The organism is Mycolicibacterium sp. XJ879 (genome assembly GCF_053483935.1).
The window spans coordinates 352,503-373,697 of the sequence record NZ_JBEFTH010000001.1; the positions used below are offsets into that span (position 1 = coordinate 352,503).

A 21,195-nucleotide genomic window follows, 5' to 3' on the forward strand; every position below is an offset into this window, starting at 1 on the left:
TGCCGTCGGGAGGTGTGAGTGCGGGCAGTCCAAGTGATGCGCCACGGTGATCCACTGGAAGTGCTTGCCGTGCAGGACGTTCCAGAGCCCGCGCCGGGGGCGGGTGAGGTGCGGATTGCGGTTTCTGCGGCATCGCTGAACTTCGGTGACATCGCACGCTGCCGCGGCACCGTCGCCAGCGTGACCGGTGAGCCGCCGTTCACGCTCGGTATGGACGTCTGCGGTGTCGTCGACCGTGCCGGGGAAGGCGCCGCCGAATGGCTCGGCCGCCGGGTGGTGGCGATGACCAAACAGTCGCTGGGCGGCGTCGCCGAGTGCGCGATCGCACCGTCGGCGACGGTGTTCGACGCCCCACCCGAACTCGACGACGCCGACGCCGCGGCGTTCACCCTGCCGTTTCACGTCAGCTACCTGGCGCTGCACCGGCGCGCACGCCTGGCGGCGGGGGAGAGGCTGCTGGTCGTGGGCGGGGCGAGCGCGGTCGGGACCGCCGCGATCCAACTCGGCGTCGCCGCGGGCGCCGACGTGCTCGCGGTCGCCGGCGGGCCCGAGAAGGTCAAGGTGTGCGAAGAGTTGGGGGCCACCGGCCTCGACCACACCGCCGCGGACCTGTTCGACGCGGTCATCGCGCACACCGGCGGACACGGCGTCGATGTCGCGTTCGACGTGGTCGGCGGCCAGCGCACCGAGGAGATCTGGACGTGTCTGGCCCGGGAGGGCCGCTACCTGCCGGTCGGCTTCAACGACGACCCGCAGGCTGGGTTGACGGGCCGGCCGTTGCGCAAGGTCGCAATGGGCAACATCTCGGTGCTCGGCGTCATCCTCGCCTACGGCGAATTGCCCACGGACTTTCGCAGATTCGGGCTCAACTTCTTTCCTCCCGAGGTCGGCAGGGAGGTGCACCGCGCGCTGCTCGAACTCGTCGCGGCTCGTGCGGTGCGGCCGGTGGTCGGGCGGCGGGCGACGATGGACGAGGTGGCAGGCGCCCTGCAGGACCATGAGCAGCGCCGCACCACCGGGCGCACCGTCGTCGTCCTCGGACACGGATAGGGCGGGCCGTGGCGATCTTCGACGTCGACGACCTCATGGCCAGCGCCGTCGAGCTCGCGGGCTGCGACGAATTCGGCTCCGACGACTTCCGCGAGGGGCTCACCGTGCTGTGCGCATCGGCAAGCGATGAGGCCCAGCTCAACGAGCTCGGCGTGATGGCCGTGCGGCAGAACTTGATTGGCGGCCTGGTCAACCGGCTGAAGGTGCTCGACTGGGTCCGTCAGCATCCCGAGGTCACCGCCGAACCGGTGGAGGCGCCGCTGGTGATCGTCGGGTTGTTCCGTGCGGGTACGACATTCGTCAGCGAACTGCTCGACCAGGATCGGGCCAACCGGTCGCTGCTGCGCTGGGAAGCCGCCGACAGCGTTCCGCCGCCGACGCCGCAGACGTTGCGGTCGGGCCCGCGCGTCGACGCGGCCGCCGCGGCCATCGACATGCTCGAATCGCTGAACCCGAAGATTAAAGTGGTCCACCACGAGGACCCCGCGGGCCCCACCGAGTGCCTGACCCTGTTGGGCCAGGACTTCAAGAGCCTGACCTGGGAAGCGATCGCCAACGTGCCCGGCTACAGCCGCTGGCTGCTGGGCGCCGACCACCGCTCGGCCTACGAGTACCACCGCACCGCGCTGCAGGTGTTGGCCAGCAACGGCGCGCGCGGCCGGTGGACGCTGAAGAGCCCGCACCACGCGATCGCCCTCGACGCGCTGAGCGCCGTCTACCCCGATGCGCAACTCGTGGTCCTGCACCGCGACCCAACCGTGCTGTGCGCGTCGGCGTGCAGCCTGTTGTCCACGCTCACCGGCACTTTCAGCGACGCCGACCACACCGCCTACATCGCCGAGCACTGGACCCGGATGCTCGAGGTGTCGATCGAGCGGATCGAGGCGTTTCGCCGCGCGAACCCCGGGCACACGGTTCTGGACGTGCGGTACGGCGATCTCGTCGTCGACCCGGTGGGCACCGTCGAGGCGATCTACGCCGGCTGCGGCCGCGAGCTGTCGGCGCAGGCGCGAAAAGCGATCAGCGCCTACGTCGGCACCCATCCGCGTGGCCGGTTCGGCGCCCACGGCTACCGGCTCGAGGACTACGGATTGGCTCAGGGGCAGATCCGTGAGCGCTTCGCCGACTACATCGCCCGCTACGACGTGCCTCCCGAGACGGGCCGCGCCTGAGCGCCGCGGTTGTGCGCTTTCATACGCCCGTCCCGGCGCGTCGCGGACGAAACCGCACAGCCAGCGCAGCAGGCCACTTACTCGTTGCCGCCCGGGAACGCGACGGTGACTGGGACGACGCCGAGCACCGTGCGCCACCGCGCGGCCATCACCGCGCACTGCGTCAGCGCGGTCACCGCGAACGCGCGGTCCTGCTGGTCGGTGGCCTGTTCGACGACCGCGCGCCACGCGACCGCGGCGTCCTGCTCCATGCGCACGGCCAGGGTCGCGGCGGCGGTCGGGGTGTCGACGTCGATCGGCAGCGAATACCCGGCGGCGGGCAGCGGCGCGTCCGCCGAGTGCGCCTCGAGCATGGCCAGCGCGGCATCGCGGCGTTCGCGGTGCTCGGTGATCGCCTCCGACACCAGGTAGTTGCGTTCGGGCAGCGAGTGCGCCGACACCACCCCGTAGCCGTAGATGGTCGCGTGCTCGGTGGCCACGGCGTCGAACAACGCGCCGGCGGCGGGATCGGACGGACGGGCGGGCTGCTGCGGGGCGGTCATGGCGCCTCCTCCGGAAACACGAGCGCGACGCGGTAGGCCGTGGTGCAGCCGGCGGCGATCGACGCCACCAACCCGGCGCGGTAACCCGACAAAGTCGCCGCCAGCTCGGCAGCGCTCTGCGCGGAGACCCGTAGCGCGCCGACGACGTCCTTGGCGGTCGGTGGCCGGGTCGGCTCGGCGGTGGTGCTGGTCGGGGTCGCGGTCGGCGCGTCCTCGCCGCGCATCCGGACCAGTTCGTCCGTCAGCGCCTGGGCATGGGCCGCACGCTCGGCGGCGACGGCGTTGAGCGCCTGCGCGACGGCCTTCTCGGCGTGGGCGGCGGCATCCGAAGCCAGCTGGCTGTCGGTGCGGGCGCGGTTGAGCTGGGCGAGCAGTTCGTCGACCTCCGGCGGCGGCGGTGAGGATCCGCATCCGCTGGCGGCCACCCCGAGCAGCGAGAGCGCCGCCGCCCCGATCAGGACACGTCGCCTGCTGAGGGTCGGCGGTGGGCTGCTCGGCACGTGCCACATCTTGCCATCGTCGGCTGCGGCGGTCGCAGCGCGTTTAGGGCTTACCCCGGCAGCGCTGGCGTATCGTGGGTAGTCGGTTTCGGTGTCTTAAGAAGCAGTGCGCCGAACCTGTGTCCGGACAATTCAAGATGAGGAGCTCGCCGTGTCGGAGCGTTCTGCGGAGTTGCCGTCGCAGGAACAGGTGATCGAGCTGCTCGACGGCGAGTTCGCGCGCGCGGGTTACGAAATCGAGGACGTGGTCACCGCCGCCAACGCGCGTCCCCCGCGCATCACCGTGGTCGTCGACGCCGACGACGGCCTGGATCTGGACTCGCTCGCTCAGCTGTCCCGCACGGCATCCCAACTGCTCGACCGCCTCGACGCCGAGTCGGCGCCCTACATCCTCGAAGTCACCTCACCGGGGGTGGAGCGGCCGTTGACCGCCGAGCGGCACTATCGGCGCGCCCACGGCCGCAAGGTGGAGTTGACCCTGTCCGACGGCTCCCAGCTCACCGGCCGCCTTGGCGAAACCGAAGGCGGCGCGGTGCGACTGGTGGTCCGCGAAGGCCGCAGACCCGACTTCACGGTGCGCGAACTTCCGCTGGAATCCATCGTCAAAGCCGTTGTCCAAGTGGACTTTTCGCCTCCAAATCCGCGTGAGCTGGAGCTGGTCGGCCGATCTGGGAAGGAGGCCGGGGCGTGAACATCGACATGGCGGCACTGCACGCGATCGAGGTGGACCGCGGCATCCCGGTGGGTGAACTCGTCGAGACGATCAAGTCGGCGCTGTTGACCGCCTACCGGCACACCGACGGGCACGCCGACGAGGCCCGCATCGAGATCGACCGCAAGACCGGCGAGGTCAAGGTGATCGCCACCGAACACGACGCCGACGGCAACCCGATCACCGAGTGGGACGACACCCCGGAGGGCTTCGGCCGGGTGGCCGCCACCACCGCTCGTCAGGTGATGCTGCAGCGGTTCCGCGACGCCGAGAACGAAAAGACCTTCGGCGAGTTCTCCGCGCGTGAGGGGGACATCGTCGCCGGCGTCATTCAGCGCGATGCCCGCGCCAACGCCCGCGGCCTGGTCGTCGTGCGGATGGGCAGCGAAACCAAGGGCTCTGAGGGCGTCATACCCGTCGCCGAACAGGTGCCCGGCGAGCGCTATGAGCACGGCGACCGGCTGCGCTGCTACGTCGTCGGAGTCACCCGCGGCGCCCGCGAACCGCTGATCACGCTGTCGCGCACTCACCCCAACCTGGTGCGCAAACTGTTCTCCCTGGAGGTCCCCGAGATCGCCGAGGGGTCCGTGGAGATCGTGGCCGTCGCGCGCGAGGCGGGCCACCGCTCGAAGATCGCGGTGAGCTCGCGGGTGTCCGGGCTCAACGCCAAAGGTGCCTGCATCGGCCCGATGGGACAGCGGGTCCGCAACGTGATGAGCGAATTGTCCGGCGAGAAGATCGACATCATCGACTACGACCCCGACCCGGCGAAGTTCGTGGCCAACGCGCTGTCCCCGGCCAAGGTGGTGTCGGTGAGCGTGATCGACGAAGCGGCCCGGGCAGCACGCGTCGTCGTCCCCGACTTCCAGCTGTCGCTGGCTATCGGTAAGGAAGGCCAAAACGCCCGGCTGGCCGCCCGGCTGACAGGGTGGCGCATCGACATCCGGAGCGACGCCACCGTCGCCGACAACCCTGAACCCGATCCCGGCGCGGCGCGCGGCGCGGCCCGCGACCGCTAAGCCGGCCACGCCGACCAGCACCGCCGTTGCGAATCGCACCCGACGGGACGGTAGACTCACCTGTGATCCAGCGCGAGACTTCGGCTTCGACGCATCGACGCAGCTCCGACGCCATAGTCGGGCCGGTGCGGACGTGCGTGGGCTGCCGAAAACGAGAGCTGGCCGTCGAACTGCTTCGAGTAGTCGCTGTGGTCGATGGCACTGGGAACGGTCCCAGCGCCGTAACCGTTGACTCAGCGAGAAAGCTGCCGGGGCGGGGTGCGTGGCTGCATCCCGATCCGCAGTGCCTTGAGGCGGCCATTCGCCGGCGAGCATTCGGTCGAGCGCTGCGCATCACCGGTTCACCGGACCTAACTGCGGTGATCGAGTACGTTAGCGCTGCCAGCAGCGCCGAACTGGCCGATCCACCCGGCAACAGAACAGGTAGCGAAGAACATGAGCACACCGTGAAGTCCCGATGACAATGCGTCATAGCTAAACCGAGGCGCGGCGCCTACCACCGCTGACGCCTCTAGAGATGGAGATGTAGTGGCAAAGGCCCGTGTACACGAGTTGGCCAAGGAACTCGGTGTCACCAGCAAGGAAGTACTCGCCCGGCTGAGCGAACAGGGCGAATTCGTCAAATCAGCGTCCTCCACCGTGGAGGCCCCCGTTGCGCGCCGGCTGCGCGAATCGTTCGGCGGCGGTAAGGCCGCACCGGACAAGGTCAAGGCCGACGGCAACGGTGCGTCGGCGGCCGCTCCCGCCAAGTCCGCCGCGAAGGCGCCGGCCAAGTCGGCTGCGCCCAAGCCCGCGGCACCGGTCGAGCCGCCGGCCGCCGCACCGCCGCAGGCGACCGCGGCACCGCCGCCCGCAGCGGCCGCACCGCCGGAGGCTCCGCCGGCCCGGCCCGGCCCGACGCCGGGTCCACGGCCCGGCCCGTCGGCCGCACCGAAACCGGCCCCGCGCACCCCGCGCGTCGGCAACAACCCGTTCTCCACACAGCAGCCCGTCGACCGGCCGATCCCACGTCCGCAGGCACCACGCCCGGGTGCACCCCGTCCGGGTGCGCCGCGACCGGGTATGTCTCCGGGCAATATGCCGCCGCGCCCGGCCGGACCGCGTCCGGGCGCCACGGGCCGCCCCGGCGGTCCTCGCCCAGGCCCGGGCGGTCGTCCGGCTCCCGGCGGCGGCGGTCGTCCCGGCGGCGGTGGTGGCGGTGGTTACCGCGGTGGCGGCGCGCCCCCCGCTGGCGGTTTTCGCGGTCGTCCCGGCGGCGGAGGCCGTCCCGGGCAGCGCGGCGGCGCGGCCGGCGCCTTCGGTCGCCCCGGCGGTGCGCCCAAGCGCGGCCGCAAGTCCAAGCGGCAGAAGCGCCAGGAATACGACTCGATGCAGGCGCCGGTCGTCGGTGGTGTGCGGTTGCCGCACGGCAACGGCGAAACCATCCGGCTGGCCCGCGGCGCGTCGCTGTCTGACTTCGCCGAGAAGATCAACGCCAACCCGGCATCGCTGGTACAGGCGCTTTTCAACCTCGGTGAGATGGTGACCGCCACGCAGTCGGTCGGTGACGACATCCTCGAGCTGCTCGGCGGCGAGATGAACTACAAGGTTCAGGTCGTCAGCCCCGAGGACGAGGACCGCGAGCTGCTGGAATCCTTCGACCTCAGCTATGGCGAGGACGAGGGCGACGAATCGGATCTAGAGAGCCGCCCGCCGGTGGTGACCGTGATGGGTCACGTCGACCACGGCAAGACCCGACTGCTCGACACCGTCCGCCAGGCCAATGTCGGTGAGGGCGAGGCCGGTGGGATCACCCAGCACATCGGCGCGTATCAGGTCAGCGTGGAGCACGAAGGTGACGAGCGGCTGATCACCTTCATCGACACGCCCGGTCACGAGGCGTTCACCGCGATGCGTGCCCGCGGTGCGAAGGCCACCGACATCGCGATCCTGGTGGTCGCCGCCGACGACGGCGTCATGCCGCAGACGGTGGAGGCCATCAACCACGCGCAGGCCGCCGATGTTCCGATCGTGGTGGCGGTCAACAAGATCGACAAGGAAGGTGCCGACCCGGCCAAGATCCGCGGGCAGCTCACCGAATACGGTTTGGTGGCTGAGGATTTCGGCGGCGACACGATGTTCGTCGACATCTCGGCCAAGAACAACACCAACATCGATGCGCTGCTCGAGGCCGTGTTGCTGACCGCCGACGCCGCGTTGGACCTGCGGGCCAACCCCGACATGGAGGCTCAGGGTGTGGCCATCGAGGCGCACCTCGACCGCGGCCGGGGCCCGGTGGCGACCGTGCTGGTGCAGCGCGGCACGCTGCGCGTCGGCGACTCGATCGTGGCCGGCGACGCCTACGGGCGCGTCCGGCGCATGGTCGACGAGCACGGCGACGACGTCACCGAGGCGCTTCCGTCGCGGCCGGTGCAGGTCATCGGCTTCACGTCGGTGCCAGGTGCCGGCGATAACCTGCTGGTTGTCGACGAGGACCGGATCGCCCGCCAGATCGCCGACCGGCGCAACGCGCGCAAGCGCAACGCGCTGGCCGCGCGTTCGCGCAAGCGCATCAGCCTGGAGGATCTGGATTCGGCGCTGAAAGAAACCAGCCAGCTCAACCTCATCCTCAAGGGCGACAACTCCGGCACCGTCGAGGCGCTGGAGGAGGCCCTGCTGGGCATCCAGGTCGACGACGAGGTGCAGTTGCGCGTCATCGACCGCGGTGTCGGCGGCGTCACCGAGACCAACGTCAACCTGGCGTCGGCTTCGGATGCGATCATCATCGGGTTCAACGTGCGCGCCGAAGGCAAGGCCACCGAACTGGCCAACCGCGACGGTGTGGAGATCCGCTACTACTCGGTGATCTACCAGGCCATCGACGACATCGAGAAAGCCCTCAAGGGCATGCTCAAGCCGGTGTACGAGGAGCGTGAGCTCGGTCGTGCCGAGATCCGCGCGATCTTCCGGTCGTCGAAGGTCGGCAACATCGCGGGCTGCATGGTCACCTCGGGTGTCATGCGCCGCAACGCCAAGGCCCGGTTGTTGCGTGACAACGTCGTCGTCGCCGAGAACCTCACGGTGTCCTCGTTGCGGCGGGAAAAGGACGACGTCACCGAGGCCCGCGAGGGCTTCGAATGCGGTCTGACGTTGACCTACAACGACATCAAAGAAGGCGATGTCATCGAGACTTACGAGCTGGTCGAGAAAGAGCGCTCGTGAGCGATCCGGCACGAGCACGCCGGCTGGCCAAACGAATCCTGACCGTCGTCGCTTCGGCGATCGAGTACGAGATCAAGGATCCACGGCTGGCCGGCGTCACGATCACCGACGCCAAGGTCACCAACGACCTGCATGACGCCACGCTGTACTACACGGTGATGGGCAACAGCCTCGACGAGGAGCCCGACTATGCCGGCGCCGAGGCGGCGCTGGACAAGGCCAGGGGAGTGCTGCGCAGCAAGGTCGGCGCGGCCACTGGAGTGCGATTCACCCCGACACTGGCCTTCGAGCGCGATACGGTGCCAGACACGGCAGTGCGGATGGCCGAGCTGCTCGACCGGGCACGCGCGGCCGATGAGGATCTGGCCAGGGTTCGGGAAGGCGCCAAGCACGCGGGTGACGCGGACCCGTACCGTAGTGCTGGGGGGCCTGACTCTGAGGACACCGGTGACCGCGACCGACAAGATGACTGACGCCGCTGTTGCGACGCGTCCGGTCGTCGATGCGCGCGAGGCAGCCGATCTGCTGTCGGCTGCGGCCAGCGTCAGCGTGGTGTGTCACGTCTACCCCGATGCCGACACCATCGGTGCCGGGCTGGCGCTGGCGCTGGTGTTGGACCAGGCAGGCAAGGACGTCGAAGTCAGCTTCGCAGCGCCCGCTGACCTGCCGGATTCACTGCAGACACTGCCTGGCGGCTACCTGCTGGTCGAACCCGACGCGATGCGCCGCGACGCCGATCTGGTGGTGACCGTCGACATCCCCAGCGTCAACCGGTTGGGGGCGTTGTCCCCGCTGGCCGATGTGGGCCGCGAGGTGCTGGTCATCGACCACCACGCCTCCAATCAGTTGTTCGGCTCCGCCAACTACGTCGATGCGACGGCCGACTCCACCACGATGCTGGTGGCCGACCTGCTCGACGCGTGGGGTAAGCCGATCGACATCGGCGTCGCGCACTGCCTGTACGCGGGGCTGACCACCGACACCGGTTCGTTCCGCTGGGCCACCCCGCGCGCGCACCGGTTGGCCGCGCGGCTGGTGGAGTTGGGCGTCGACAACGCGGCGATCAGCCGCGCGCTGCTCGACAGCCATCCGTTCGCGTGGCTGCCGATGCTGTCGCGGGTACTGGGCTCGGCACGCCTGGTTCCCGAGGCGCTTGGCGGCCGCGGTTTCGTGTATACCGTTGTGCCGCACCAGGAGTGGGCCAACGCGCGGCCGGAGGAGGTGGAGAGCATCGTCGACATCGTGCGCACCGCCCAGGAAGCCGAGATCGCCGCGGTGTTCAAAGAGATCGAACCCGCGCACTGGTCGGTGTCGATGCGCGCGAAGACCTATGACCTTTCTCCCGTCGCCGCCGCGTTCGGCGGGGGCGGGCACCGGTTCGCCGCGGGATACTCGGCCACCGGCACCGTCGACGAGGTCGTCGCGGCGCTGCGCGCGGCAATTGGCTGAACCCGAAGGCGATCTGCCGGTCGCTGACGCCTCCGGTCGCCGGATCGCGGCGCTGGCGCTGCCCGCCCTCGGGGTGTTGGCCGCCGAACCCATCTACCTTCTGTTCGACATCGCGATCGTCGGCCGGCTTGGTGCGCTGTCGCTGGCCGGGCTGGCCATCGGCGGGCTGATCCTGACCACGCTCAGCTCGCAGATGACCTTTCTGTCCTATGGCACGACCGCGCGCTCCGCCCGGTTCTTCGGCGCAGGCAACCGTGCGGCGGCGGTGGCCGAGGGGGTGCAGGCGACGTGGTTGGCGCTCGGCGTCGGCGCCGTGGTGGTGCTGGCGGTGCAGGCGTTCACCGTTCCGCTGGTCTCGGTGCTCGCCGGAGACGCCGACGGCGGCGAGATCGCCGATGCGGCGACGCCGTGGGTGCGGATCGCGATCTTCGGGGTGCCGGCGATCCTCGTTTCGGCCGCGGGCAACGGCTGGATGCGCGGCGTGCAAGACACCGTGCGTCCGTTGCATTACGTCGTTGTGGGATTCGGGTTTTCGGCGGTGCTGTGCCCGCTGCTGGTCTACGGCTGGCTGGGCATGCCGCGGCTGGAACTGGCCGGCTCCGCGGTCGCCAACGTAGTGGGGCAGTGGTTGGCTGCGCTGTTCTTCTTCCGCGCGCTGCTGGTGGAGAAGGCGTCGCTGCGGATCCAGCCCGCGGTGCTGCGCGCGCAGCTCGTGATGGGCCGCGATCTCATCCTGCGCACGATGGCGTTTCAGGCCTGCTTCGTCTCCGCGGGCGCCGTGGCCGCCCGGTTCGGCGCCGCCGCGGTGGCCGCCCATCAGGTGGTGCTGCAACTGTGGAATTTCCTTGCCCTGGTGCTGGATTCACTGGCGATCGCGGCGCAGTCGCTGGTGGGGGCCGCGCTGGGCGCGGGTCACCTCGTGCACGCCAAATCGGTGGCGTGGCGGGTGACGATCTTCTCCACGCTGGCCGCGTCGGTGCTGGCGATCATGTTCGCCGTCGGATCGTCGGTGTTTCCCGCCGTGTTCACTGACGACCGTTCGGTGCTCGACGCCATCGGGGTGCCGTGGTGGTTCATGGTGGCCCAATTGCCGGTCGCCGGAATCGTGTTCGCGCTCGACGGGGTGCTGTTGGGCGCCGGTGACGCGAAGTTCATGCGCAACGCGACGCTGATCAGCGCGCTGGTCGGATTCCTGCCGCTGATCTGGCTGTCGCTGGCGTTCGACTGGGGCCTGCTGGGCATCTGGGCGGGCCTGTCGACGTTCATGGTGCTGCGGTTGGTGTTCGTCGGCTGGCGCGCGTTCTCCGGGCGCTGGCTGATCCCCGGCACGGGGTAGCACCCCTTATCTTGTGGCGAGCGTGCGTGTTTGAGCCCGACACGCCGTCTCCGAACGCGAGTTTGCGCACGCTCGCGGGTGTGGTTAGGACGCGCGGGCGATCGCGGCCCAGCCGTAGTCGGTGGTTTTCACCTCGATGCCCTCGAAGCCCGCGGCCGCCAACCGTTCCGGCAGCGTGGCCGGATCCACCGGGTTGTACGTGTCGCCCTCATGCGCGTCGGCCAACTCGTCGCTGCCGAGGCTGTCGCTGGCCACCAGCGCCGCGCCCGGACGCAGCACCCGTGCCACCTCGGCGAACAGTCGGTCCTGTAGTTCGATGCTGGGGACGTGGTGCAGCATCGTGAAACACGCTGCACCGCTGAAGGTTTGATCAGCAAAGGCCAATTGCGTCGCGTCGCCCCTGACGATCTCCACCGAGGGCGTATCGGCGAACCGCTCACCCAACATCGCCGCGAGCTCGCCGTCGATCTCCACCGACGTCACGCGTGGAGCCACCGCGCCGAGCACGTCGGTGGTGGCGCCGTATCCGGGGCCGACCTCGAGCACATTGTCACCGAGGTCGGTTTCACCCAGCGCCCACGGCAGGATCACCTCACGGATCAGCTGCCGCCAGTCGTCGCTGCCGCAATACTCGTGGAGTTCGTTCACGCTCGCAGCTTACGAGCGTGCGCGAAATCGCAAAAGAACTCGGCGTGTCGCCCTCAGCCACGCACGCTCACGCGCAATTTGCGCGCAGATCAGCGGACTTGGGAACGGCCGCGCTGCAGGACGGCGTCACGGTTGGCGGCGATGTCGTCGCCGCTGGCCGAGCGCATCCACTTCCGCGCCGAGGCCGCTTCGATCCACAGCCCCTCGTTGGTCGTGGCCTCGTCGATGCGGTGATACGACGCCAGCAGCGCCTGCACCGCCCGCTGGTTGTTGCCCACGATGGCGGCCGCGATCCGGCGCGCGGCCGGCAGCAGCTCGTCGTGCGGCACCACCTCGGTGACCAGCCCCGCGCGCAGCGCATCGGCGGCCGACAGGTAGTCACCGGTCAGGCTCATCCGCCTGGCCATCCCGATGCCCACCTTCTGCGGCAGCCGCACCGATAGCCCCCAGGTGGGAAGCAACCCGACGCGGGCATGGGTGTCGGCGAAGCGGGCCTGCTCGGAGGCGATCAGGATGTCGCAGTACAACGCGAGCTCCAGGCCGCCCGTCACCGCGGCGCCGTTGATCGCGCCGATCACCGGTTTGTTCATCGCCGGCCACTTCGGCGAGATGTCGGGCAGCTCCGTGGTGTCACCGAGCTCTTTGAGGTCGAGCCCGGCGCAGAACACCGGGTCGGCGCCGGTGACGATCACGACGTCGACGTCCCGGTCGCTCTCGGCCTCGGCCAGCGCGCCGAAGAATCGTTTGCGCAGCTCGGCCGACAACGCGTTGCGTGACTGCGGCCGGTTCAACGTCAACGTGCGTACGCGCTCGGTGGTGTCGATGAGCAAGATATCCGGTGTTTCTGAGCTGACCATGCCGCTGAACATATCGTGGAGCCATGTGCCGAAACATCACCGAGCTCCGCGGGCTGCAACCAGCCGCCACCGACGAGGAGATCGAGGCGGCCGCGCGCCAGTACATCCGCAAGGTCAGCGGCATCACGCGGCCCACGGCGGCCAACGTCGACGCCTTCGAAGCCGCCGTCGCGGAGGTCACGGCCACCACCGCGCGGCTGTTGACCGAGCTGCCTGCCCGACGGCAACCGCCCAAGACCGTGCCGCCGCTGCGCCGCCCCGAGGTGCGGGCCCGGATCGCCGCTAAGGCGCCGTGACGGCGCCTGCGCTCAAGGAGTGGAGCGCGGCCGTGCACGCGCTGCTCGACGGCAGGCAGACCGTGCTGCTGCGCAAGGGCGGTATCCACGAAAAGCGGTTCGCCGTGACCGCGTCGCGCTTCCTGTTATTCCCGACCGTCGCGCACAGCCACGCCGAACGGGTTCGGCCAGCACACCGCGATCTGCTCGACCCCGCGGCCGCCGACAGCACCGAGGACTCCGTGGTGATCCGTGCCGGTGCCCGCGTCGTCGCCGCTGTCGACGTCCACCAGCCAGAGGCGCTGACCGACATTGCGCCGCTTCATATCTGGACCGATGAATCGGTGCGCAACGACCGGCTCGACTTTCGTCCCAAACACCGCCTGACCGTCCTGGTGGTGCAGGCCTGCCCGCTGACCGAGCCGCTGCGGCTCACCCGCACCCCCGGCTACGCCGGCTGCACCAGTTGGGTGCAGGTGCCCGCCGACCCCGGCTGGGCCGATCCGGTGCACGACGACGCCGCTCTCACCGCAGTCGCCGAGCGGGTGCGCCGCTCAGTCGGCTGACGGCGCACGCGCACCGGCGGGAAGCACCAGCCGCGACGCGCCGTCGCCGAGATGCACGGTGTGGGTGGCGGTCGCCGTGCGCCGACCCGACACGATCGGTTCGCCGGTGCCCAGATTACGGGCGAAACGCGGATGCGATCCGCCCGCCACCAACACCCGGATGCGCCATCCGGCGCGGAACCGGTGCGCTACCGGGTCGAGTTCGATGCGGATCGTTCCGGCATCCAGTGCGCCTCTGAGGTATCCGTCGCTGACGTTTCGTGAACGCCCCTTCGGGTCGACCTCGCTGATCCGCACGAACAGGTCGTTGTGCGGGTTGTCGCAGCTGTGCGCCAGTTCCAGGACCGGCGTGCCGACGACGTAGAGGTCGGCGGGCAGCCGGTCGCCGGTGAAGTTGAGCACGTCGGCGCGCTGCGCCAGCCGGTCGTCCCTGCGGTAGCCGCCTTCGGGCGCGAGCAGTCGACCGCCGAGGGTGGGGGTCGGATCCGTCGGGTCGTAGGTGAACAGCGACGGCGACGCCGTCTCGGGTGGCACCGCGTCGCCGAGCCGGCCGCCGGGTTGCAGGTACCGCACCACCTCGGGCATCGTCGGCGGCCACTCCGGAAGATCGGTCCAGCCGGAGCCGTTGACGTACACCCGCACCGGTTTGCGCCGGCTGCTGCGGCGCCCCGCCAGATGGTTGTCGAGCCAGTCCAGTGATTCGCGGATGGCGGTCGGGGCCGCCTTGGTCGTCAGGTGGCTGTGCGTCCAGGGCCCGACGGTCAGGCCGACCTCGACGCCGCGCCGGTGCAGCCGCTCGTACTGGGTCATCGTCTGCTCGAAAAAGACATCCTGCCAGCCGCTGACGAGCAGCACCGGAACCTCGGAGCGCTCCAACGCGTGGTGCAGCCGCATGGGCGCCCAGTACGGATCGCTCGGTTCGGTGTGCTCCAACCACGATTCGAACCACGGCGCGCCCGTACCGAGCAGCCTGCGTCCGGCTTCGCCGAGCGGCAGCTCGCCCGTCGCGCGCGCCAATGCCCGGCGGGCGCCGAGTTGCCGCAGCAGCAGGCGGATTCGGCCCGGCTGCTCCTGCCGGGAGACCAGATCGCTCCAGCCCAAGAAGTCGTGGATGCCGAACGATCCTGCGCCCCACCGTGGTCCGCTGGTGTCGTGGGGTCCGACGACGATGACGGCGGCCTTCATCTCCGGCGGCGGGTCGACCAGCAGCGCCCACTGGGTGAAGCCCAGATATGACAACCCGACGGTGCCGAACGTGCCGGTGAACCAAGGCTGTTCGCGCAGCCACGCCACGGTGTCGGCGCCGTCGGAGATCTCATCGGACATCGGGGTGAACTGGCCGCCGGAGCCGTAGGTGCCCCGTACGCTCTGCAGCACGACGTGATAGCCGCGCGCGGCGTACGTCGCGGCGTACAGCGTCGAGAACGGGAAACCTCGGCCGTAGGGGCAGCGGACCAGCAGTGTGCCGGTCGGGTTCGGGGTCGTGGGCCGGTAGTGATCGGCCGCCAACTGCTCACCGTCGCGCATCGGCACAGCCACGCTGCTGACGGTGAAATCCGTCGTGTGCGGCGGCAGGCGAAGCAGGCGTGCTGCCGTTCGTCCGGCGAGCCGCCTGGTTTTGGAGCGGGAGTTGACGGTTGCTACGGAGGAAACTGCGGTCACGGCACCGAGGTTACGCACGGAACCTGATCGGCACGCTCGATTGCAGCCAGCACCTGCGCCATCAGCCACTCGATCGCGCGGGTCGCGTCGGCGCCGGACAGTGCCCAGCCGCCGACGAGGCGTTCGTAGGACGTGGGGCTCCACAGCACATCCAGCAGCCCGGCGACCGCGCACCGTTGCGCCTCCGGCAGGTCGGGGTACGCCGCGGAGAGCGCACGCAGCAGCGCCGCCCGGCGGCGTTGATCGGAGCTGACGAACGCCGAATCGGCGGGGGTGGGCATTGTTTGGCGCACCGCGAACCGCTGCAGGGATGCGAAGACGCGCGCGGTCACCGCGCCGAGGTTGTCGACGTCGACGTCCTCGTAGGACACCCCCGCCTCGGCCTCGAGTTGGGTCATCACCGCGTCGTGCAGGTGACGTTCGGTGGGGAAGTGCCGGTACACCGTGCGCTCGCCGACGCCGGCGCGCTCGGCGACCGCACGGAACGTCAGGCCGCGCCAATCCCAGCTTTGGAACTCGTGCACGAGTGCACTGCCTGCCTCGATGATGCGCTTGCGCGTCTGGGCGGCCTTCTGTCGACGTGCGCGGTTGTCGTAGGAGCGGCGCGGTGCCGTTGACGAGTCGGCCATAATAGTGACAGTGTACTGTCACGAAATCGGCCCCCGGGCGACGAACGTGGGTTACCGCCACGGAAAAAGCCGCCCGAAACGCGTGCGGGTAACCCACGTTCGCGCGGAGTGGAGGTGCACCGTGGCGTCAGCGCAGGAGTTGATGGCCGCAGCCGTTAGTCGGACCGGGTGCGAGGACTTCGGTGACGACGCCTTCCGCGACGGGCTGGAGGTGCTGACCCGGGCGCTGGAGAACGAGGCCCGGCTCAACGCCCGCGGTGAAGGCTTCCTCTACCAGCGCATCGAGTTGCACCTATGTCAGCGCCTGCAGGTCGAGGACTGGTACCGCCGCCATCCCGAGATCGGCGACGAGCAAATCGTCGCGCCGCTGTTCGGGCTCGGGTTGCCGCGCACGGGCTCGACCGCGCTGTCGTTCCTGCTCGCCCAGGACCCGCGCGTGCGCTACCTGCGCAGCTGGGAGTCGGCCCAGCCGTGCCCGCCGCCTGCGACCGTCCGGGGCGACGATCCGCGCATCCCGCCCGATGAACGCACGCTGATCGCCGGGAGCCGCCATCACGTGCCCAACGACATCCGCGGCCCGATGGAATGCCTGGAGTTGATGGCGCTCGACTTTAAATCCCAGATCTTTCAGGCCTATGCCCAGATCCCGTCGTATTCCGAATGGCTGGTCGACCAAGCCGATTTCACGTCGACCTACCGCTATCAGCAACGGGTGCTCAAGCTGCTGCAGTGGGGTGAGCAGGCCCGGCGGTGGCGGCTGAAATCGCCCGCGCACGTGCTCTCGCTGCAGTACCTGGACCGGGTGTTTCCCGACGCCCGCTTCGTGATGACCCATCGCGACCCGGCCGACGTGTTGCTGTCGGTCGCTGACGTCTACGCCGATATCGTCGGCGGGTTCACCGACCACCTCGACACCCGTTACCTCGGCCGGCTCAACGTCGCCCAGTGGTCGACCGGGATGGAGCGGGTGATGGCCTTTCGCGGCGGCGGTGCCGAGAATCGCTTCTACGACATCGACTTTCGCTCGATGGTGACCGACCCCGTCGGCGAAGTGACCCGGCTCTACGCGTGGCTCGGCGAACCGGTCACCGAGGAGTTCACCGCCCGGATGCAGGCGTGGTGGGCCGAGAACGCCGAGCAACGCGAGCCGCACCCCAAAGCAGACCCACAGGCATTTGGCTTGAACGCCAACGCGATTCGGCCGTTGTTTGCCGACTACGTCAACACCTACATACCCACAGGGGGACAGCGCCCATGACCAGTGCCCTGACCGGCGGCCTCGACGGTGCCCGCGAGTTTGTCTTCGCCGCCCGGCCCGAAAACCCCGAGATGCGGGATTCGGCGAGCTTCTGGGTGTTCGACGACCGCGGCGAGGTCGGGTTGCCCCGCATCGGCATCGAGGCGGTGGCGTCGAGTTGGGAGGCGCACAGCATCCAGGTGAACGTCGCGTTCGCCGACGGCCGGGTCTACCGGTTGCGCGACGACGCCCCGAGCAGGCCGGTCGAGGGCGCGGACGGGCATCCGAGCGTGCTGGGTGCCGGGCCGCTGGCCTTCGAATGCGTGGCGCCGTTCGACGTGTGGACCATGACGTTCGACGGGCGGGCCGTGCAAACGTCGTCGGCCGACCTGGCCGCCGGGCGCAAGGACGGCCCGCTCGTGGACCTGCGATTCGACGTCAAGGCGAAAATGGCTGTGCCACCGTGGGTTCAGGGCGCCATGCAACCCGCGGCCGATGAGCAGCTGAAGACCACGGTGGTCGGTGACCTGATGGGTGGGCCGCGCTACGAGCAGCTGTTCCGCGCCACCGGTTCCGTTGCCGCGGGCGGACAGCGCCACGCCTTCTCCGGCAGCGGGCTACGGATCAGGCGCCAAGGCGTGCGACGGCTGGAGGGATTCTGGGGACACTGCTGGCAGTCCGCACTGTTTCCCAGCGGGCGGGCGTTCGGCTACATCGCCTATCCGCCGCGACCCGACGGCCAACCCAATTACAACGAGGGCTACCTCTATCTCGGCGATGGAGGGCTGATTCCGGCCCGCGTGGTCCAGGCACCCTGGCTGCGCCGGCTGCGCGCCCGCGGCGACGACGTCTCCGTCGTGCTGGAGACCGAGCGCGGCACCGTGCGCATCGAAGGCGAGACCGTGCTGTCCACCCACGACATCACTGACCCAGGCGATATCCCCGCTGAGCAACTCGCCAAGCTGGCCGACTGGAGTTTTCCGGCCCTGCAGCAGGCGGGCGTGCGTTACCGCTGGGACGGCGAGGAGACGATCGGCATGCTGGAGCGCTCGAGCCCCACCGACCAGCTCGAGGAGACGCGTTAGAACACGTAGTGCGGTACCAGCTCGTGGGCGCGCTGCAGGTTGGTCTGCATGCAGTCGGGGTCGGGTTCGGAGTAGATCGGTGAATAGAACAGCGACTGCTGAAGGACGCCGTAGCTGGTGTCGAACGCCACCATGCAGGTGATCCACCAGCGGTTGTTCCAGTCGGTCGGCTTCATGATCCAAAACTGCGCGGCGCGGTGACCGTTGATGTCGAGCTGCACGGCGTCGGGCGGCAGCGTCTCCTCGTAGGTGCGCCAGACGATCGCCTCGACGGCCATCTGGTAGTTACCGGCGTCGTATCTGCAGCGCAGCTGGTCTTCGGGGACCGGCGGGGTGAACGCCAGCCCGAGGCTCTCGATCACGCCGAGCGGGATCTCCTGGCACGGATCGAACGGCGACGGATCGACCGTTTCGATCACCGGCCACTTGATGGTGGTCGTGACGTTCGTCATCGGCAGGTCGGCGGCACGCACCTGGACCGGCTGGCCGGACGGGTTGGTCTGCCACACCACGATCACCGCCGCGACCAGCGCACACGCCGCTGCGACGAGGCGCAGTTTGGCGACCATCAGACCTCCTGCTGTCGTGGCGGGCATGCCGCCGCGGGTTGTCCGACCCTGCGGGGGAGTGTAGCGGTGCCGCCTGCACCCCGGACGGATAAATAAGAACATGTTCTAGTTGCCGGGTGAGCGGGGGCCCGCCGACCACAACCGCGCAAGTAGGCTGGTCGGCTGTGACCCGAGATGGCCGACGACCCACCTTGTGGGCGATCAGCGACCTTCACACCGGTCACACAGGCAACAAACCGGTGACCGAGGCGCTGCACCCAGCGACCCCTGACGACTGGCTGATCGTCGCAGGGGACGTCGCTGAACGCACCGACGAGATCTACTGGGCGCTGGATCTGCTGCGCAAACGGTTCGCCAAGGTGATCTGGATTCCGGGCAACCACGAGCTGTGGACCACCAACCGCGACCCGATGCAGATCTTCGGCAAGGCCCGCTACGACTACCTCGTCAACATGTGCGACGAGATGGGCGTCATCACCCCCGAGCACCCCTATCCGGTGTGGACCGAGGAGGGCGGGCCGGCGACCATCGTGCCGATGTTTTTGCTGTACGACTACACGTTCCTGCCGGCGGGGGCGGCCACCAAGGCCGAAGGCCTGGCGATCGCGCGGGAGCGCAATGTCGTCGGCACTGACGAATTCCTGTTGTCCTCGGAGCCCTACGCCACCCGCGACGCGTGGTGCCGCGAGCGGCTGGCCTACACCCGCAAGCGGCTCGAGGACCTCGACTGGATGATGCCGACCGTGCAGGTGAACCACTTCCCGATGGTCCGCGAACCGTGCGAGGCGATGTTCTATCCGGAGTTCTCGCTGTGGTGCGGTACGACGGCCACCGCGGACTGGCACACCCGCTACAACGCCGTCTGCTCGGTGTACGGGCACCTGCACATCCCGCGCACCACTTGGTATGACGGCGTGCGGTTCGAGGAGGTGTCGGTCGGCTATCCGCGGGAGTGGCGCCGGCGCAAGCCGTACCGCTGGCTGCGCCAGGTCCTGCCCGACCCCGCCTATCCGCCCGGTTACCTCAACGAGTTCGGCGGCCACTTCGAGATCACGCAGGAGATGCGCGACAACGCCGCCAAGGTGCAGCAGCGCATCCGGCAGAGACGGTCGTGAGGATGGCCGCCAACCTGCTGTCCGGTGTTCTTCCGGCGGCCGTCGGCGAGCTTGCTGCCGCCGAAACCTACGACGATCCGGCCGACCTCGCGCCGCTGCCCGAAGAGGAGCCGTTGATCGCGCGTTCGGTGGCCAAGCGGCGCAACGAGTTCGTCACCGTGCGCCACTGCGCGCGCGAGGCCCTGCGCCAGATCGGCGTGCCGCCCGCACCGATTCTGAAGGGGGACAAGGGTGAACCGCGCTGGCCCGACGGCGTCGTGGGCAGCCTGACTCATTGCGAGGGGTTCCGCGGCGCGGCCGTCGGCAGAATGGGTGCGGTGCGGTCGGTCGGTATCGACGCCGAACCGCACGGTGTGCTGCCCGACGGTGTGCTCGACGCGATCAGCCTGCCCGCGGAGCGAACCGAACTGCGCGAGCTTCAGAGTGGTCTGCACTGGGACCGAATCCTGTTCTGCGCCAAGGAAGCGACCTACAAGGCGTGGTATCCGCTGACCCGGCGCTGGCTGGGGTTCGAGGACGCCCACATCGTGTTCGACGTCGACGAGACCGGCAGCGCAGGCCGGTTCGTGTCCCGCATCTTGATCGACCCGGCCGCGCTGAGCGGGCCACCGCTGGAGACGTTGTCGGGGCGCTGGTCGGTGCGTAACGGTCTGGCTCTGACCGCCATCGTCTTATGACCGAGGCGGGTCTTGTCATCGTCGACAAGCCGGCGGGTTTCACCAGCCACGACGTGGTCGGTCGGTGCCGGCGCATCTTCGGCACCCGAAAGGTCGGCCACGCCGGCACCCTCGACCCGATGGCGACCGGTGTGCTGGTGGTCGGCGTCGAGCGCGCCACCAAGATCCTCGGGCTGTTGACCGCGACCGACAAGTCGTATGCCGCCACGATCCGGCTGGGCCAGACCACCTCCACCGAAGACGCCGAAGGGGAGGTGCTGCAGACGGTTTCGACAGCCGAGGTGGCCGACGCCCAGATCGAGGCGGCGGTGGCCGCGCTGCACGGCGAGATCGATCAGGTGCCGTCGGCGGTCAGTGCGATCAAGGTCGGCGGACAGCGGGCCTACAAGCTCGCCCGTGAGGGGCAGCCCGTCGAGTTGGCGCCGCGGCGGGTGCGCATCGACCGGTTCGACGTGCTCGCGGTGCGTCGTCACTCCGATGGCCCGCTCGACGTGGACGTCGAGGTGGACTGCTCCAGCGGCACCTACATCCGCGCGCTCGCCCGTGACGTCGGCGCCGCGCTGGGCGTCGGCGGGCACCTCACCGCGCTGCACCGCACCCGCGTCGGCGCGTTCGGGCTGGACGAGGCGCGCACCCTCGATGCCCTGGCCGACCAACCGCGCCTGTCGTATTCACTCGACGCCGCCTGCCTGCTGTCGTTTCCGCGTCGGGATCTGACGGCCGAGGAGGCCGAGTCCGCCAGCCACGGCCGCGCGCTGGCCCCCGCCGGGATCCCGGGCGTCTACGCGGCCACCGCCACCGACGGGCGCGTCATCGCGTTGTTGCTGGACGAGCCGAAACGCACGAAATCCGTCGTGGTGTTGCGTCCAGCCACCCTGTAGCCCCTGTTCGGCG

The 21,195-nt window shown here is 69.3% G+C and carries 23 protein-coding genes; 16 read left to right on the top strand and 7 right to left on the bottom strand.

Annotated features, from left to right (window positions below):
• The first annotated feature begins 18 nt into the window (after nucleotides 1–18).
• Nucleotides 19–1,050: a zinc-binding dehydrogenase gene (locus ABQF13_RS01740; protein WP_448390944.1), complete on the top strand. Its 1,032-nt coding sequence runs from the start codon at nucleotides 19–21 to the stop codon at nucleotides 1,048–1,050.
• An 8-nt stretch (nucleotides 1,051–1,058) separates the two neighbouring features.
• Nucleotides 1,059–2,222 carry a sulfotransferase family protein gene (locus tag ABQF13_RS01745; protein ID WP_448390945.1) on the top strand — a complete coding sequence of 388 codons (1,164 nt, stop codon included), beginning with the start codon at nucleotides 1,059–1,061 and terminating at the stop codon, nucleotides 2,220–2,222.
• A 77-nt stretch (nucleotides 2,223–2,299) separates the two neighbouring features.
• Here the strand turns inward: ABQF13_RS01745 and ABQF13_RS01750 are convergent, their stop codons facing one another.
• Both ABQF13_RS01750 and ABQF13_RS01755 read right to left on the bottom strand, forming a co-directional pair.
• Complete coding sequence (locus ABQF13_RS01750) at nucleotides 2,300–2,764, bottom strand: ferritin-like domain-containing protein (RefSeq protein ID WP_448390946.1); 465 nt, start codon at nucleotides 2,762–2,764, stop codon at nucleotides 2,300–2,302.
• Complete coding sequence (locus ABQF13_RS01755; protein WP_448390948.1) at nucleotides 2,761–3,273, bottom strand: hypothetical protein; 513 nt, start codon at nucleotides 3,271–3,273, stop codon at nucleotides 2,761–2,763. Before ABQF13_RS01755 ends, ABQF13_RS01750 begins: the two co-directional genes overlap by 4 nt.
• Before the next feature lie 142 nt (nucleotides 3,274–3,415).
• Between ABQF13_RS01755 and rimP the strand changes: the two genes are divergently transcribed.
• The 7 genes from rimP (at nucleotide 3,416) to ABQF13_RS01790 (ending at nucleotide 10,981) form a co-directional block, all read left to right on the top strand.
• Nucleotides 3,416–3,955 (top strand): ribosome maturation factor RimP, encoded by a 540-nt coding sequence (gene rimP / locus ABQF13_RS01760; protein ID WP_448390950.1) that lies wholly within the window; start codon nucleotides 3,416–3,418, stop codon nucleotides 3,953–3,955.
• Nucleotides 3,952–4,995 carry a transcription termination factor NusA gene (gene nusA / locus ABQF13_RS01765; protein ID WP_448390951.1) on the top strand — a complete coding sequence of 348 codons (1,044 nt, stop codon included), beginning with the start codon at nucleotides 3,952–3,954 and terminating at the stop codon, nucleotides 4,993–4,995. Before rimP ends, nusA begins: the two co-directional genes overlap by 4 nt.
• Before the next feature lie 62 nt (nucleotides 4,996–5,057).
• The gene (locus ABQF13_RS01770) at nucleotides 5,058–5,456 is read left to right on the top strand and encodes a YlxR family protein (protein WP_448390953.1); all 399 of its coding nucleotides are present in this window, start codon (nucleotides 5,058–5,060) and stop codon (nucleotides 5,454–5,456) included.
• 67 nt (nucleotides 5,457–5,523) lie between these two features.
• The gene (infB, locus tag ABQF13_RS01775) at nucleotides 5,524–8,196 is read left to right on the top strand and encodes a translation initiation factor IF-2 (protein ID WP_448390954.1); all 2,673 of its coding nucleotides are present in this window, start codon (nucleotides 5,524–5,526) and stop codon (nucleotides 8,194–8,196) included.
• The gene (gene rbfA, locus ABQF13_RS01780; RefSeq protein WP_448390956.1) at nucleotides 8,193–8,669 is read left to right on the top strand and encodes a 30S ribosome-binding factor RbfA; all 477 of its coding nucleotides are present in this window, start codon (nucleotides 8,193–8,195) and stop codon (nucleotides 8,667–8,669) included. The genes infB and rbfA overlap by 4 nt, the downstream gene beginning before the upstream one ends.
• Nucleotides 8,644–9,645 carry a DHH family phosphoesterase gene (locus ABQF13_RS01785; protein ID WP_448390957.1) on the top strand — a complete coding sequence of 334 codons (1,002 nt, stop codon included), beginning with the start codon at nucleotides 8,644–8,646 and terminating at the stop codon, nucleotides 9,643–9,645. The genes rbfA and ABQF13_RS01785 overlap by 26 nt, the downstream gene beginning before the upstream one ends.
• Nucleotides 9,638–10,981 carry an MATE family efflux transporter gene (locus ABQF13_RS01790; RefSeq protein WP_448390958.1) on the top strand — a complete coding sequence of 448 codons (1,344 nt, stop codon included), beginning with the start codon at nucleotides 9,638–9,640 and terminating at the stop codon, nucleotides 10,979–10,981. The genes ABQF13_RS01785 and ABQF13_RS01790 overlap by 8 nt, the downstream gene beginning before the upstream one ends.
• Nucleotides 10,982–11,065: 84 nt before the next feature.
• On the opposite strand, the gene ABQF13_RS01795 is transcribed toward ABQF13_RS01790, so the two are convergent.
• Nucleotides 11,066–11,629: a class I SAM-dependent methyltransferase gene (locus tag ABQF13_RS01795; RefSeq protein WP_448390960.1), complete on the bottom strand. Its 564-nt coding sequence runs from the start codon at nucleotides 11,627–11,629 to the stop codon at nucleotides 11,066–11,068.
• A gap of 89 nt (nucleotides 11,630–11,718) precedes the next feature.
• Nucleotides 11,719–12,486: an enoyl-CoA hydratase gene (locus tag ABQF13_RS01800; protein ID WP_448390961.1), complete on the bottom strand. Its 768-nt coding sequence runs from the start codon at nucleotides 12,484–12,486 to the stop codon at nucleotides 11,719–11,721.
• Between the two features lie 23 nt (nucleotides 12,487–12,509).
• On the opposite strand from ABQF13_RS01800, the gene ABQF13_RS01805 reads away from it, so the two are divergent.
• Both ABQF13_RS01805 and ABQF13_RS01810 read left to right on the top strand, forming a co-directional pair.
• The gene (locus ABQF13_RS01805) at nucleotides 12,510–12,782 is read left to right on the top strand and encodes a DUF2277 domain-containing protein (protein ID WP_448390962.1); all 273 of its coding nucleotides are present in this window, start codon (nucleotides 12,510–12,512) and stop codon (nucleotides 12,780–12,782) included.
• Nucleotides 12,779–13,327, top strand: coding sequence for a DUF1802 family protein (locus ABQF13_RS01810; RefSeq protein ID WP_448390963.1), 549 nt, complete (start codon nucleotides 12,779–12,781; stop codon nucleotides 13,325–13,327). Before ABQF13_RS01805 ends, ABQF13_RS01810 begins: the two co-directional genes overlap by 4 nt.
• Here ABQF13_RS01810 and ABQF13_RS01815 read toward each other — a convergent pair.
• Nucleotides 13,316–14,989 (bottom strand): CocE/NonD family hydrolase, encoded by a 1,674-nt coding sequence (locus ABQF13_RS01815; protein ID WP_448390965.1) that lies wholly within the window; start codon nucleotides 14,987–14,989, stop codon nucleotides 13,316–13,318. The two genes, ABQF13_RS01810 and ABQF13_RS01815, sit on opposite strands and share 12 nt — an antisense overlap.
• Nucleotides 14,986–15,618 carry a TetR/AcrR family transcriptional regulator gene (locus tag ABQF13_RS01820; protein WP_448390967.1) on the bottom strand — a complete coding sequence of 211 codons (633 nt, stop codon included), beginning with the start codon at nucleotides 15,616–15,618 and terminating at the stop codon, nucleotides 14,986–14,988. The genes ABQF13_RS01815 and ABQF13_RS01820 overlap by 4 nt, the downstream gene beginning before the upstream one ends.
• A 121-nt stretch (nucleotides 15,619–15,739) precedes the next feature.
• Between ABQF13_RS01820 and ABQF13_RS01825 the strand changes: the two genes are divergently transcribed.
• Together ABQF13_RS01825 and ABQF13_RS01830 are read left to right on the top strand one after the other, a co-directional pair.
• On the top strand, nucleotides 15,740–16,876 hold the full coding sequence (locus tag ABQF13_RS01825) for a sulfotransferase family protein (RefSeq protein ID WP_448390968.1): 1,137 nt from the start codon (nucleotides 15,740–15,742) through the stop codon (nucleotides 16,874–16,876).
• Nucleotides 16,873–17,940 carry a DUF7064 domain-containing protein gene (locus tag ABQF13_RS01830; RefSeq protein ID WP_448390969.1) on the top strand — a complete coding sequence of 356 codons (1,068 nt, stop codon included), beginning with the start codon at nucleotides 16,873–16,875 and terminating at the stop codon, nucleotides 17,938–17,940. The genes ABQF13_RS01825 and ABQF13_RS01830 overlap by 4 nt, the downstream gene beginning before the upstream one ends.
• Here the strand turns inward: ABQF13_RS01830 and ABQF13_RS01835 are convergent.
• Nucleotides 17,937–18,509, bottom strand: a complete 573-nt coding sequence (locus ABQF13_RS01835; protein WP_448390970.1) for a DUF3558 domain-containing protein — start codon at nucleotides 18,507–18,509, stop codon at nucleotides 17,937–17,939. The two genes, ABQF13_RS01830 and ABQF13_RS01835, sit on opposite strands and share 4 nt — an antisense overlap.
• 164 nt (nucleotides 18,510–18,673) lie before the next feature.
• Between ABQF13_RS01835 and ABQF13_RS01840 the strand changes: the two genes are divergently transcribed.
• Genes ABQF13_RS01840 through truB form a run of 3 tightly spaced genes read left to right on the top strand, consistent with a single transcriptional unit; the run spans nucleotide 18,674 to nucleotide 21,182 of the window.
• Nucleotides 18,674–19,624: an ACP phosphodiesterase PptH gene (locus tag ABQF13_RS01840; RefSeq protein ID WP_448390972.1), complete on the top strand. Its 951-nt coding sequence runs from the start codon at nucleotides 18,674–18,676 to the stop codon at nucleotides 19,622–19,624.
• 2 nt (nucleotides 19,625–19,626) lie between these two features.
• Nucleotides 19,627–20,301 (top strand): 4'-phosphopantetheinyl transferase PptT, encoded by a 675-nt coding sequence (gene pptT, locus ABQF13_RS01845; protein WP_448390973.1) that lies wholly within the window; start codon nucleotides 19,627–19,629, stop codon nucleotides 20,299–20,301.
• Nucleotides 20,298–21,182: a tRNA pseudouridine(55) synthase TruB gene (gene truB / locus ABQF13_RS01850; protein WP_448390975.1), complete on the top strand. Its 885-nt coding sequence runs from the start codon at nucleotides 20,298–20,300 to the stop codon at nucleotides 21,180–21,182. Before pptT ends, truB begins: the two co-directional genes overlap by 4 nt.
• Nucleotides 21,183–21,195: the final 13 nt, after the last annotated feature.